This is a genomic window from Methylobacterium sp. CCH5-D2 (assembly GCF_001556475.1).
Lineage (GTDB): Bacteria > Pseudomonadota > Alphaproteobacteria > Rhizobiales > Beijerinckiaceae > Methylobacterium > Methylobacterium hispanicum.
Genome location: NZ_LSIX01000886.1, coordinates 1 through 13,418 on the forward strand (window position 1 = coordinate 1; position 13,418 = coordinate 13,418).

The 13,418-nt window shown below is 66.0% G+C and carries 13 protein-coding genes and 1 pseudogene; 10 read left to right on the plus strand and 4 right to left on the minus strand.

Annotated elements, in window-relative coordinates:
- The 3 genes and pseudogenes from AX737_RS36300 to AX737_RS23565 form a co-directional block, all read left to right on the plus strand.
- Positions 1 to 179: pseudogene (locus AX737_RS36300) on the plus strand (FAD-dependent oxidoreductase); the annotation flags it as partial.
- On the plus strand, positions 172 to 1,413 hold the full coding sequence (locus AX737_RS23560; protein ID WP_063986898.1) for a cytochrome P450: 1,242 nt from the start codon (positions 172 to 174) through the stop codon (positions 1,411 to 1,413). The pseudogene AX737_RS36300 and the gene AX737_RS23560, both read left to right, overlap by 8 nt.
- A gap of 38 nt (positions 1,414 to 1,451) precedes the next feature.
- Entirely contained in the window at positions 1,452 to 1,763 is a 312-nt protein-coding gene (locus AX737_RS23565; protein WP_063986897.1) for a hypothetical protein, read from the plus strand.
- 290 nt (positions 1,764 to 2,053) lie between these two features.
- On the opposite strand, the gene AX737_RS23570 is transcribed toward AX737_RS23565, so the two are convergent.
- On the minus strand, positions 2,054 to 2,887 hold the full coding sequence (locus AX737_RS23570) for a 3-hydroxybutyrate dehydrogenase (protein ID WP_063986896.1): 834 nt from the start codon (positions 2,885 to 2,887) through the stop codon (positions 2,054 to 2,056).
- A 160-nt stretch (positions 2,888 to 3,047) separates the two neighbouring features.
- Between AX737_RS23570 and AX737_RS23575 the strand changes: the two genes are divergently transcribed.
- From AX737_RS23575 to AX737_RS36305, 6 genes are all read left to right on the plus strand, one after another.
- Positions 3,048 to 3,977, plus strand: coding sequence for a LysR family transcriptional regulator (locus AX737_RS23575; RefSeq protein ID WP_063986895.1), 930 nt, complete (start codon positions 3,048 to 3,050; stop codon positions 3,975 to 3,977).
- A gap of 133 nt (positions 3,978 to 4,110) precedes the next feature.
- Positions 4,111 to 4,614, plus strand: a complete 504-nt coding sequence (locus tag AX737_RS23580) for a cupin domain-containing protein (protein WP_063986894.1) — start codon at positions 4,111 to 4,113, stop codon at positions 4,612 to 4,614.
- 27 nt (positions 4,615 to 4,641) lie between these two features.
- On the plus strand, positions 4,642 to 5,880 hold the full coding sequence (locus AX737_RS23585) for an MFS transporter (protein ID WP_082773257.1): 1,239 nt from the start codon (positions 4,642 to 4,644) through the stop codon (positions 5,878 to 5,880).
- Positions 5,881 to 5,925: 45 nt separating this feature from the next.
- Positions 5,926 to 7,125 carry a patatin-like phospholipase family protein gene (locus AX737_RS23590; RefSeq protein ID WP_082773265.1) on the plus strand — a complete coding sequence of 400 codons (1,200 nt, stop codon included), beginning with the start codon at positions 5,926 to 5,928 and terminating at the stop codon, positions 7,123 to 7,125.
- 201 nt (positions 7,126 to 7,326) lie between these two features.
- The gene (locus tag AX737_RS23595; protein ID WP_012457154.1) at positions 7,327 to 7,593 is read left to right on the plus strand and encodes a hypothetical protein; all 267 of its coding nucleotides are present in this window, start codon (positions 7,327 to 7,329) and stop codon (positions 7,591 to 7,593) included.
- Positions 7,594 to 8,085: 492 nt separating this feature from the next.
- Positions 8,086 to 8,241 carry a hypothetical protein gene (locus AX737_RS36305; RefSeq protein ID WP_230366166.1) on the plus strand — a complete coding sequence of 52 codons (156 nt, stop codon included), beginning with the start codon at positions 8,086 to 8,088 and terminating at the stop codon, positions 8,239 to 8,241.
- A gap of 139 nt (positions 8,242 to 8,380) precedes the next feature.
- Here AX737_RS36305 and AX737_RS23610 read toward each other — a convergent pair whose 3' ends face one another.
- Together AX737_RS23610 and senB are read right to left on the minus strand one after the other, a co-directional pair.
- A complete protein-coding gene (locus AX737_RS23610; protein WP_012457151.1) occupies positions 8,381 to 9,922 on the minus strand; it encodes a CYTH and CHAD domain-containing protein in 1,542 nt (513 codons plus the stop codon).
- Positions 9,923 to 10,316: 394 nt separating this feature from the next.
- Entirely contained in the window at positions 10,317 to 11,282 is a 966-nt protein-coding gene (senB, locus tag AX737_RS23615) for a selenoneine biosynthesis selenosugar synthase SenB (RefSeq protein ID WP_012457150.1), read from the minus strand.
- Positions 11,283 to 11,309: 27 nt separating this feature from the next.
- Here senB and senA point away from each other — a divergent pair, with 27 nt between their 5' ends.
- Entirely contained in the window at positions 11,310 to 12,614 is a 1,305-nt protein-coding gene (gene senA / locus AX737_RS23620; RefSeq protein WP_066925594.1) for a selenoneine synthase SenA, read from the plus strand.
- Here the strand turns inward: senA and AX737_RS23625 are convergent.
- Positions 12,611 to 13,414 (minus strand): nucleoside phosphorylase, encoded by an 804-nt coding sequence (locus AX737_RS23625; protein WP_066925597.1) that lies wholly within the window; start codon positions 13,412 to 13,414, stop codon positions 12,611 to 12,613. The two genes, senA and AX737_RS23625, sit on opposite strands and share 4 nt — an antisense overlap.
- Positions 13,415 to 13,418 lie beyond the last annotated feature (4 nt).

Consider the following 13,418-nt stretch of genomic DNA (forward strand, 5'->3'; position numbering starts at 1 on the left):
CCTTCGATCAGGCGCGCTGGCTACCCGCCTATGCCGAGGCCGTCGCCGCAGGGTCGGCCTTCCCGCCGATCCTCGGCGCCACCGACCAGCCGCGGATCGAGTGGCTGGAGCCTGGCTTCCCCGTCCCGCGGCGTTCCACCGACCAGGCCGCGCCGACCCTGGAGGCGGCCCATGGGTGACGACACGCTGTTTGCGCAGGTCCTCGACCCGAGGAACCGGCCGGATCCCTACCCGCTGTACGGAAGGTTACGCGAGACGCCGGTCTCCCGCCAAGCCGACGGCAGCTTCGTCGTCAGTACCCATGCCGCAGTGAGGAGCCTCATCTTCGATCCCCGGCTCAGCTCCGAAGACCTGCCGCCCTCCCGGCGGCCCCCCACGGGCAACCCCCTGAGGGACTGGATCCTCAACCCGATCAGGAACCGAGTGGTCAACGCCCACCGTCCGCTGATCTTTCGCGACCCGCCCGACCACGACACCCTGCGCGACTTCGTGATGAAGGAGTTCACCATCGCCCGGGTGCGGGAGTCCCACGCCAAGGTCGCCCGGCTCGTCGATACCCTGATCGACGCGTGCCGGGGCCGCGACACGGTCTGCCTCGTGGACGACCTGTCCTATCCCCTTCCCGTCGCTGTTATCTGCGAGCTTCTCGGCGTGCCCGAGGCCGACGAGGCGCAGTTCCATGCCTGGGCGATCCGCCTCGCGACGGCCCTGGAGCCCGACGCGCGCCACGACGAGGCGGGGCGGCGGGAGATCACCGCGACCTTCGATGCGATCTCGGACTACATGCGCCGGCTGATCCGCGAGAAGCGTCGGCGGCCGGCTGACGACATGCTCAGCGGCCTCGCCGCCCGTGGCGGCCAAGGTCGTCCGGCGATGGGGGACATCGACCTCATCTCGACAGCGATCCTGCTTCTCGTTGCGGGCCACGAGACGACGGTGAACCTCATCACCAACGGAATGCTCACCCTGCTCAGGCACCCGGACGAGCTTGAAAGGCTCAAGGTTGACCCCGCGCGAGCACCCCGCGTGATCGAGGAGATGCTGCGCTACGAGCCCCCCGTCCACTTTCGCACCCGCAAGGCGCTGGGTGCCATCGACGTGGCGGGGGTGACGATCCCGGCGGGATCGCCAGTAATCCTGCTCTTCGCGTCCGCGAGCCGTGACCCGGCACGCTTCGCGGACGCGGACCGGTTCGATCCGGATCGCCGGGACAACCAGCATTTCGGGTTCGGCGGCGGGCTTCACTACTGCGCCGGGGCACCCCTGGCGCGCATCGAGGCTGAGATCGCTCTCGTGACGCTCTGCCGGCGCCTCGTCGCCCCCCGGCTCCTAGATGACCCGCCGCCTTACCGGCCGGGCGCTTCCCTCCGCGGCCCGAAGAACCTCGGGATCACCATCGCGGGGATTACCTGACCTTTCCAGCGAAAGGTCGCCCTTGATAGGAAAATGAAATGTCTCGCAATTTCCGTATTCCCGTCGCCGCTCTCGCCCTGATGGGCGCTCTGACGGCCTTGCCCGCGACTTCCGAGACGCTCAAGGAATTGAGCGTCGCCGGTTCGGACGTCGAACTCAGCCCGTTCGAGACCCGACAGCTTCCCGTCGCCACCGCCAAGGACAAGAAGACCGGGCGGACGTTCAACGTCGTCAAGTTACCGAACGGCAAGATGATGGCCATGCAGTCGATCGAGAAACTGGGAGACCGGCTCTCCTATGCGGACGATTCGGAAATGATGTATGGCAACCATACCGGCTCAACCCGCTGACATCCGTCCCGGGGAGCTAAGATCCGCCGTGTGGCGACAGATATCGCCGCACGGCGCCGCCCTGCCTCCGGCCCGCCGGACGCTCGTTCGTAGCCGTCGCTCAGGAAGACTTGCCAACCCGACGTTCAGGCGTGCTTGTTCCGGGCGCCTGAGGTGCGCCGATGCCCGCCAGGGGGAGCAGCGTTCCTTACCCGTATGACCGCGAGGCCGAAAATGGACCTCCCCAGCCTAAAAGCCGCCGGTTGGAGGAAGGCCAGCGTTGCATGGGGAAGGGTCGGCGCGCTGCCTCCTCAATGGGCCGTCCAGCCACCGTCGACGTTGATCGAGGCGCCCGTGATCGAGGCCGCTGCCGGGCTGCATAAGAAGGCGACGGTACCGGCGATCTCCTCGACGGTGACGAAGCGTTTGTTCGGTTGCTCGGCGAGGAACACCTGACGCACGACCTCCTCCTCCGAGATGCCGTGCGCGGCCGCCTGCGCGTGCACCTGATCCGCGACGAGCGGGGTCCAGACGTAGCCGGGACAGACCGCGTTGCAGGTTATGCCGACCTCGGCAGTCTCCAGGGCCGTGACCTTGGTCAGCCCCACGACGCCATGCTTGGCCGCCACGTAGGCGCTCTTGAACGGCGATCCGATCAGCCCGTGCGCCGAGGCCACGTTGACGATCCGGCCCCAGCCGCGCCGACGCATGTCGGGCAGCACCGAGCGCGTCGCGTAAAACACCGCCGAAAGATTGATGGCCAAGATAGCGTCCCACTTTTCGGGCGGGAACTCCTCGATGGGGCTGACATGCTGGATGCCGGCATTGTTCACGAGGATCTCGACGGGCCCGAGTGCGCGCGCCGAACGGTCGACGAGGTCCATGACGGCGCCGGGCTGCGAGAGGTCGGCATCGTCGTAGCGCACGGACGTCTGGTGCCGCTCGCTCAGATCGTGACAGAGGCGCGTGATCTCGGCCTCGTCGCCGAGGCCATTGATTACGATCAAGGCGCCCTGCTCGGCCAAGGTGTTGGCTATGGCAAGCCCGATGCCGCTCGTGGAACCGGTGACGATGGCCACGCGCCCGTCGAGCGGACGCGTCGTTCCGGTCCGGTCGAGCCCGGCCGACTGAAGTATCCGTAACATTGCTGTTGCCCTGATGGACTATGGCGGGTTCCGATGGAGATTGATCGCTCAAGTCTCGTGCGCGCCAATGCCGAGGCGTAATTGGGTCGATGCGTTTTCATTATTCGCAATCGCCGGTGTCGAGGGCGAGTTGAAAAGCAACGGGGGGTAGGAGGCGGCGATGGAGATCCACGAGATCCGTTACTTTCTCGCGGTCAGCGAGTTAGGCAACTTCACCAAGGCGGCCGAGCGCTGCAGCGTGACGCAACCCGCGCTGACCCGGGCGATCCAGAAGCTGGAGGACGAACTCGGTGGGTTGCTGTTCTCGCGCGAGCGCGGTCACGTGCACCTGACCGATCTTGGACGTCTGCTTGAGCCGGAGTTCAGCGAGATGAACGCGGGACGCGAGCGCGCCAAGCGGGCCGCCTCTCGCTTCCTGCGCCTGGAAGGGGCGCAGCTCACGCTCGGCGTGATGTGCACCATCGGGCCGATGCGCTTCGTCGGCTTCCTGAACCACTTTCGGGTGGCTCATCCGGGCATCGAGTTGACCTTGATCGAGGGCGTACCGGCCCGCCTGTCGGAGATGCTGCTCGCGGGCGAGCTCGACGTGGCGATCATGGCGCAACCGGACGGGTTCTGCGACAATCTGCGAGCGAGCCCGATCTACGAGGAGCGCTTCACGGTCGCCTGCGGGTTGCTCCACGAATTCGCCCGCCGTAACGCGATCTCGATGAGCGACATGGAAGGTCAGATCTATCTGCAGCGGATCAACTGCGAGTACCGCGACCGGCTCGCCGAACTCCTGCGCGAGCAAGGCACCGGAATTCTTCGGTCCCATCGCAGTGAGCGTGAGGACTGGATCCAGAGCATGGTGGCGGCCGGGATGGGAGTCTGCTTCTTGCCCGAGTTCTCCGTCACCCTGCCGGGCATCGCCTTGCTGCCGGTGATGGACCCGGTCGTGTCCCGGCAGGTCTGTCTCGTCACGGTTGCGGGCCGGCGCTGGTCATCGCCACTCGCGGCGCTCGTGGCGGCGCTCGGCCGATATCGCTGGCCTCCCAGCCGGTTCGATCTGGGCGAGGAGGTTACTCCTGAGCCGCTGGTATCCGCGTGAGGCGGGCGCCGAGCCGATAACCGCAAGGCATCGTCCCTACGCCGTAACGGCATTTCTGCCGCGGCCGCTACCCTCGGATGATCCAGGCGCATCCCGACCGGGATGGTTCCGACGTCCATCCAGGAGGGCAGCGATGGCCACGATCCCGAAGATCCGCAATGCGGTCAGATGCAACCTGCGAAGCTCACTCATCACGATTGCGGCCATCGCGCTCGGCGCCAGCACGGCACAGGCTGGTTCCTGCCCGGCGGACAAGGTGGCCGCGAGCGGCAATGGGCAGGCCGAGAGCAAGGCCTTGGCCAAGGGCGTGACCGACACCGTGATCGCCTCGACCGACCTCGTGAAGGAGCCGGTTGGCATAAAGGACCGGCAGTTCCGGTTGCGGCGGCTGGTGATCGAGCCAGGCGGCATCGTCCCCTGGCACAGCCACGGCGACCGCCCGGCCATCATATACGTCGTCGCAGGCGAGGTGGTCGAATACGCGAGCACGTGCGCGGTGCCGATCACCCACAAGGCCGGCGAGGCGACGACGGAGACGCACGCCACCGCGCATTGGTGGAAGAACACCGGCAGCACGACCGCCGTCCTTCTGTCGGCCGACCTCTTCCACGTGAAGGGCGATCCTCACGAGATGTGAGGCCGCGAGAAGGCAAGGAGGCGGGCCATGACCCATCCCGGTACGGTCGGCCTGAACGGGCCTACGCTGCGCGAGGGCAGCTACGCGGGTGACCTCGTCCGCAACCTGGTCATCGGCCTGATGGCATTCCTGACCGTGGTGGACCTGTTCGCAACCCAGGCCATCCTGCCGTCCCTCGCCCAGGCCTACGGGGTGAGCGCCGCCACGATCAGCTTCGCCGTCAACGCGACCACGCTCGGCATGGCCCTCGGCGGTCTCGGAGTAGCCCTGCTCGGTCGGCGTATCGACAGACGCCGCGGCGTGGTCGTCAGCCTGTTGCTTCTCGCCATCCCGACAGCGCTGCTCGGTACCCTGCCGGACCTCATGACCTTTGCCGCGCTCCGGGTGCTGCAGGGCATCTGCATGGCGGCGGCCTTCACGCTGACCCTCGCCTACCTGGGCGAGGCTTGCTCCGCGTCGGCCGCGGCCGGTGCCTTCGCGGCATACGTGACCGGGAACGTTGCCAGCAACCTTGTCGGCCGGCTCGTCGCCGCCGCCCTCGTCGACCACCTCGGGCTGGTCTCGAACTTCATCGCCTTCGCGCTGCTGAACCTCGCCGGCGCCGGCCTCGCCGTGCTCGTGCTGAGAGCCCCCCCGCCCAAACCGAGCGCAGACATGGGCCGGCACGGGCAAACCTCGCCGTTCGCCGTCTGGGCTGAACACTTCGCCAACCCGACGCTACTGGCCGCCTTCGGCATCGGCTTCTGCATCCTGTTCGCCTTCCTGGGAACGTTCACCTTCGTGAATTTCGTCCTGATCGGCTCGCCCTTCCTGGTCGGACCGATGATGCTGGGCTTCGTCTACTTCGTCTTTCTGCCCTCGTTGGTGATCACGCCGCTGGCCGGACGCGTGAGCGCTCGGCTCGGGCTCCGACGCGGCTTGGCCGTGGGCCTGCTGATTGCCGGGCTCGGCCTGCCGCTGCTGACGTCCATGGCCCTCCCGCTCGTCCTGGCCGGTCTCGTCCTCGTCGGGGTCGGCACCTTCCTGGCGCAAGCCATCGCCACGAGCGTCGTCGGCCGGTCCGCAACGGGAGAGCGGACGTCGGCGAGCGGGTTGTACCTCTTCTTCTACTATCTCGGCGGCCTCGCTGGCACGGCCGTCCTTGGACAGGTGTTCGAGCGCTGGGGCTGGGGCGCCTGCGTCCTCGGCGTGGCGGCCTCGCTCGCCCTGGCGGCGGCCCTGACATTGGGCCTGCGCGAGCCGAGTTCGGCCCGAGGTGTGACATAAATCCGAAGCCCGGCGGATCGAGCCCGGACCGCGATGGAGGATGCCATGCTCGATACGGTCCCACCTCAACCTCCCACGAACTCGTCTTCCGCGCCAACGGCACCCGAACCCGAGTCGCTCGCCCATGGCCTGCGCAGGCGATTCGGGCAGATCGTGCTGGTGTTACAGGGAGGCGGGGCTCTCGGCGCCTACCAGGTCGGCGTCTACCAGGCCCTGCACGAGGCCGGGATCGAGCCCGATTGGGTCATCGGCACCTCCATCGGTGCCATCAACGCCAGCCTGATCGCGGGAAATCCCCTGGAGCGCCGCCTCGAACGTCTCGATGCGTTCTGGAGCCGGGTCGAGCATGGTCCGCTGCATCGGACTTTGTCGGCGCTGCCGGTGTTCGGCACCTACGCCGCCAACTGGCTGACGATCACGCAAGGGATCGAACCGTTCTTCACTCCCAACCCGTTTGCCTTTGCCGGGCCGCATGTGCCGCTTGGTGCCGAGCAGGCGGGCTACTACTCGACCCGCCCGCTTGAGGCGACGCTGCGGGATCTCGTCGACCAACCGACGCTGAACCACGGCGGCTGCCGCCTCACGGTGGGGGCGGCGAACGTGGGCACCGGGCAGATGCGTTACTTCGACAGCCGGGACATGCGTCTTGACCTACGCCATGTCATGGCCTCCGGAGCGCTGCCTCCAGCCTTCCCGGCGGTCCGCATCGACGGCCAGCTTTACTGGGACGGAGGTATCCTCTCGAACACGCCTGTCGAGGCGGTGTTCGACGACAACCCGCGCCGGAACTCCCTGGTGTTCGCGATCCATATCTGGAATCCGGAGGGAGCGGAGCCAACCAGTATCTGGGAGGTGATGGGCCGCCAAAAGGACCTGCAATACGCGAGCCGCGCCCATACCCACATCACTCGGCAGAAGCAGTTGCACCGGCTCCGCCACGTCGTCGCGGAGCTCGCCAGGCGCCTGCCGGAGGAGGAGCGACAAACGCCGGAGGTGCGGGAGCTTGAGAGCTTCGGATGCCTGACGCGCATGCATGTGGTGCGGCTCCTCGCACAGCCGGTGGAGGGCCAGGACCATACGGGCGACGTCGACTTCAGCCGCGACGGCATCGCGGCGCGGCGGCAGGCTGGTTACGAGAACACCCGTAAGGCACTCGCCGACGCGCCCTGGGAGCGGGCGGTCGACGAGGTGGAAGGGCTTGTCCTCCACGAGAACGCGTCCGATCCGTCCGTCGGGTCGCTCTGAGATCCCGGAGCGGTTTCCTATCGGAAGTGCATACGATTTGGCCCGCTCCAGCAGGTTTGCGCGGGATCAGCCGCGTCGGGTTGGACCGCACGTCCTCGAAGTTCGAAGCCGGAGGGCATCGTCTTGATGCGCAATCGGCATTTCACGGCGCTGGTACATTCCTCGAAAGTCTAAATCCAATAATAACTTTGGAGTTATGTCATGATGAAAACACTGACGCTCGCCGGCGCGCTCATTGTCACAACATCTGGATATGCTTTGGCCCAGCAAACCTTTTCAGCGTGGGGGCATGACTTTACCGTCTCGCAGTTCGCGCCCCAGCAGATGATGGTCGGCGTCGCGACCGACAGCAAGACGGGGCGAAAGTTCAACGTCGTGAAGCTGAAGAACGGGAAGATGATGGCCATCTCGCCGATCACCGGCATGCAGGGCATGCCCGAGATGGCCCAGGACGACATGGTCCAATAGGCCGGATTTAGGGCTCACTCATCCCTGATGGTTCGGGTGCCTCATGAAAACGCCTTCGAACGTTCTCGGGGCGCCCGTTCCGTTGTTCTGATCCAGATCGGGTGCGTGGCCAGGATCAGGCTCTGAAGCGCTAGGCATCCACCTGTGCTCGACGACATGGTCACCCTGGTCGGTGCGCGGTTCACGGGGCACGCACTGTGGACGCACTTCCGCCTGGCCTCGTTCAACCTAACGCACGGCTTTAGGAGCGCCCATGGGCGCGGGGGCATGGTGGACTACTGCTTAATAAGGACGGATCACTTAGGCGCGTCCGCGTCCTGCAAGATCATATTGCTCTTCGTTGGCGTCAAACACCGGTCACGTGAGCATTGTAGTCCATAGCACTTCTGCCAGGATCGTGATGCCATGCAAATCCATGACCTCGATCAGGCGGCCGCGTTAACGGTCTGGCCTCGTACGACTCCCGCTAGGATTGCGCGGAGCAAGGACTATGTGACCCTTCGCGAGGCGCTCGATGCGGCCGGCAAGGCCATGGCGGCGGAGGACGTCCGGACCTGGATCATCACAGAGGCCGGCGACATCCTGTCCCCGAGCTGGATCGAGGCTCGTGTGGGGACGCCCCTCGCCGGCCGCCGTCCCCACACATGACAAGCGCCAATCTGGATGCATACACGGGCGAACGGTTCGTAACTGCCCTCGTCCCATGCCGAGCAGTAAGCCACCTCAGGCATCCGCCGCCCGCATTGACGCACGTCCTCGCCGGCACCGTCTTTGGCTGGGCACTGCATCAACGCCAGAATGGCCGCACGTCGATCAATGCCTCATGCGCCTTCGCTGCCGAAGCCACGAGCTTCGTTGCCCTTGCCTCGATATCCGCGGCCGTCATCCCCGCCGCGAACAACGCCGAGCCCGAACCGGCCTCGGTCAACTCGTTAAGCAACTCGTGACCGGTGGTGATATCGTTAAGATCGCCCAGGCTGTCTTGCAGGTCTTCGAGTGCCGCAACGAACGCCATGTGGCGCTTGCTGGCTTTCTTATCAATGTAAAGGCCCGCGAAGAACTCGGCGCCATAACGCAGCTTCTTCGCCGCGATGCGGACGTTATGGCGTTCCTCGGCGTTAAGGCTCTCAAGGTCTCGACCACGCTTCTTGACCTGACGCCTGCGTTTCTCCAGCACGCCGGCCGCGAACGCAATCGCCGGCTGATCACGGCGTCGGGCATCCCTGTCGTCGCCGGACGTGAGCCATGATCCGGCGTTGATCCAGGCCACCAGTTCGAGGATGAACCTGCGCCATTCCTCCGAGGCCAGGGTCTTCCGGACGGCCTCATAGGCCTCGGTGCGCTGGGCTTCGAGGTGCTTCTCCAGGTTGAGCAGCCCACCCTCGTCCGGATGGCGCGCACGCTCGGCGGGTAAGGTCCTGGTTAGGAAGACATCGAGGTTGCGTGCCCGGCCCAGCGGCGCCGAGAGCCGCTTGAGGGCGGCCCGCATGGCCTCGCTCCGGCCGTCCGCGATCATGTCGCCGAAGAGCGAGAACGCCGACCGCAGGCGGCGGATCGCGACACGCGTCTGGTGAAGGGCGCCGACATCGCGACGTTCGAGGATGACATCCTCGTTGAGACGCATGTGCCGCAAGCAGGCGTGGGCGATGCTTCGGAAGGCGTCGGCCGCCGTCATCTCTTCCAAAAGCAGGACCGGCTCCGCCTTGCGCATGCCGTTCGGTTCACCGTCGATCAGGGCGAACCCGCGCTCCGGCTTGGTCCGGACCCCGAGCCTCACAGAGACCTGGGAACACATCTCGTGGGCGAGGTCGAAGAGGTCGGCCGGCGAACCCTCCTTCAGTTCGAGTTCGATCTCGCTGATGGTCACGGCGTCGGAAGCGCGCTTCCCGGCGGTCTGAGTGATGCGGCCTTGATCCAACGCGACCTCGATGCGCGAGGCACCCTGTTCGACATGATAGGCGAGGCGCTCGACGGCAACCGTGAACATAGGCGCGAGCTTCGTGTTCTTTCCCAGCAACTTGGCCAGGGGCGTACCTTCCAGGGCGTCGCGGTCGGGTTCCGGTCCCTCGACCGGCCGCTCCCACTCCGACCGTTCGAGCAATCCGTCGCCGGCGCCCTTCGCGGTCTGCACGTATCCATCCTTCGTGCCCCGCACCCGCAGGACGTATCCGGCCTCGCGCAGCCGCCCGTCGTGCGTATCGAAGTAGACGGAGTTCAGCTGATCCCGCTCCTCGCCGACGGCGCCCCGAAGACGCGGGTGCTCCCGCAGAATGGTCAGGTCGGACGCGTCGCAGACCAACTTAAGTTCGATTTCTTTCGGTGCTGTCATCGAATCGTTGTATCGCTCTGAACGCGACCCTTAAAGAGGGAGCGCCATCGAAAGGCGAAAATCCCCTTGGGAATGAGGTGCTCGGGAGCTGGCGACGGATCTTGCATTTCGATGGTGATGTCGACCCAGCATCGACTGCGTGGTGGAGGCACTCGATTGCCCGGGGTCCCTGAGGCTGACCGACACGGGTCCAGAATGGCGCCTTATCGGTCTAAATTTCCTGCGGGTCTGAAACTGCTTCCAAAAATTGACCCTACCCTAGAGCAGGGCTAAGCCATTGCGGGCTTAAGAATTTCGGATAGCTAGGCAGGGTCACGATCGACGTCGATCGTGACCCTGCCTCGACTTTTCATGTTCCCGAAGTTTCAAGTTCTTAGAGCGAGTTCTACTGGGGTCAAACTTCTATGCTTATCGACACGACGACGCGTCGTAGAGATTCGCGCTCCTGCGCCGGTGAAAACAGATATGCGCGCGCTGCACCTCCATTGCTCAAAGCTCGGAGAAATTGTGGATCCTCTTCGGCTCGCAGAAGCATGCCGGCGAGGGCGGCGTCGTCACCGATCGGGAAGTAGCCCGGATATGCGGGACCAAGCAGACCGATGGTACCGGGAATGCCGGAGGCGATGACCGGCAGTCCGGCTGCGATAGCCTCCGATACCACGTTGGCGCCGCCCTCCTGACGCGAACTCAGAACCATGACCCGGCCACGGGTCAGCCAGCGCCGCACCAAGGATTGGGGACGATCCCCGAGCCATAGGTATCGCGAATTGTCAGCCATCTCGGCCCGTGCCCGGGTCGCCCAGACTTCCTCATGGGCACCACCGAGATGGACGATGCGGATGTGGGACCGCACCGGAAGCCTCCGGGCCGCACGGGCGGCGCAGAACGGGTCTTTCTCGGTGCGTAGATGCCCGATCACCAGGACTTCGAAAGCCTCCTCGGAGGCCGCCCAGCGCCGTCGACGAGGCAAGGCGGATTGGAACACCACGTCGACCTTTTGGCGATGGCGTTCAGGAAGTGCGGCGGGGACCAGATCGTGCAGGCCAATCAGCCGGTCCGCGAGGTCGAGCGAGCGCAGGGTCGGCTCGGGATCCGCGGCGAGATAGTGGTAGATGTCCGTGCCCGTGAGGGCGACGATGAGCGGCCGTTCCGGATGGCGCGCCTTGAACCGCGCGATGGACGAGGAGCTGCGCCAGGCGTGCAGCGCCAGCATCAGATCGGCGTCCGCATCGTCCTCATACGTCGTCGCCACATCGACTTGATGGCCGAGATCGCCGAGGATGCGAGCCCAGCGCACTGCCGTGGTCCGGTTGCCGGCGCGGGATGTCTTCGCGGCCGGCGTGATGAGGCTGATCTTCATGGGTTCGACAGGCTTCCGGGACGATTGATGAACGCACAGGTTTCCGCCGCCGGTCTCGTGGCTATGCTGCAGGATGCCCGGGCGCGAACGCTTGAATTGGTGGCAGGCCTCGACCGTGAGCGTCTCATGGGGCCGCAGCTCGACATCGTGAATCCCCTTTTGTGGGAAATCGGGCATCTCGCCTGGTTTCACGAGCATTTCATCCTTCGCGGTCTCGACGGGCAGCCGCCCCTGATGTCGGAGGCCGACGGGCTTTACGATTCCGCGCGGGTGCCCCATGGGACGCGCTGGTCGATCCCGCTGCCCCCACTGGTCGACACCCTCGCCTACATGGCGAGCGTTCACGACGCGCTGGTCCGGCGCCTCGCTGGCCGCGAGCCCACGCCGCAGGAGGCCGAACTCTACCAGCTCGTCACCTACCACGAGGACATGCACGACGAGGCCTTCACCTATTCGCGCCAAACCCTCGGCTATCCGGCGCCGACCTTCGCAGTATCCACCTCAGCACGGGCCGCGGGTTCCGGCCCCTGGCCCGGCGACGTCCCGGTCAGCGGAGGCATCTGGCGGCTTGGGTCGGAGCCTGGCGACGGCTTCGTCTTCGACAATGAGAAATGGGCGCATCCCGTACCGGTTACGCCGTTTCGCATCGCTCGCGCGCCGGTGACGAACGCTGAGTTCGCGGCGTTCGTCACCGATGGCGGTTACCGTGAGGCAGCCTACTGGGACCCGGAGGGGGCGAAGTGGCGCGAAGGCTGCCGCGCCGAACACCCAGTTTACTGGACGCGCCGTGGGGCACGGGAGTGGACCGTGCGGAGGTTCGACCGCGAGGAGCCGCTGGCGCCCGATCAGCCGGTCATCCACGTCAATTGGCATGAGGCGAATGCCTATTGCCGCTGGGCGGGCCGCCGCTTGCCGACGGAAGCCGAGTGGGAGGCCGCCGCCGCAGGTGCGCCGGCGCTCCCCGACACCTTGAGCGAGACCAAGCGCGCCTATCCTTGGGGCGTCGAGGTTCCGACGCCCGAGCTTGCCAATCTCGATGGCGGTCACCTTGGCTGCGTCGATGTCGCGGCCCATCCCGAGGGCGACAGCGCCTGGGGTTGCCGACAGATGATCGGGAACGTCTGGGAATGGACGGCGAGCCCGTTCCTGCCTTTCCCCGGCTTCGCGCCCGACGCCTACAAGGAATACTCGGAGCCTGCCTTCGGGACGCGCAAGGTGCTACGCGGCGGCGCCTGGGTGACCCGCTCGCGCATGGTCGACAACGCCTATCGCAACTTCTTCGGCCCGGAGCGTCGCGACGTTTTCGCGGGCTTCCGGACAGTGGCGCTCTAACGCCTCGCGAACCAGGCCTTGGCGACGGCGGCAACGAGACGGAGCGCCGCCGTCGCGCCGTTGGCCTCGCCCTTCTCGAAGTCTCCGGCTTGCCCCATCTGGTTGGTGACGTGGGCAAAGCATAGGACTGCCTTGTCACGCGCTTGCGCGAAGGCATAGAGCGCTGCCGCTTCCATCTCGACGGCGAGAATGCCCCGCGCCCGGGCCGCGTCGATGGCCTGCCGGGTCTCCCGATAGGGCGCATCGGTCGTCCAGGTCGCACCTCGCTCCACCGGTTCGCCGATCTCGGTCAGGGCGGGGGCGATGGTGGCAACGAGGCCGGCCGACGCCTGCGCAAATTCGGCCGGCGGCAAGTAGTGATAGCTCGTACCCTCGTCGCGAAGCGCTGCCTCGATCAGGATGAAGTAGGGCGGGGCCCGCAAGTCCGTGATCTGACCGGATGACGTCACACTGATCAAAAGTTCGCAGCCCGCGGCGAACATCTGCTCGGCCACCAGCACGGCATAGGGCGCGCCGACCGCGCAGCCGACAATGCCGACATCATGCCCTTCGCGTTCGAACCGGTGGAGTTCACTGTGATAGCAGGCCCAGTCGGGATCGAGCCGCCCCTGGTCCGTCGCACGCAGGTAGCGGACCATGTCGCCGTCCGGGTCGAGCACGCATAGGGCGGGCACGGATCGCGCGGCGAGCCCGCGCTGCCGCCGGGCCTCACGAAGGAGGCTTTCGGGCGTGAACTCCGAGGCCCGCTCGTGCGCCTTGTCGCGCATGATTGGGGCGAGTTCCGCATCGCTCGGCTGCATCGGG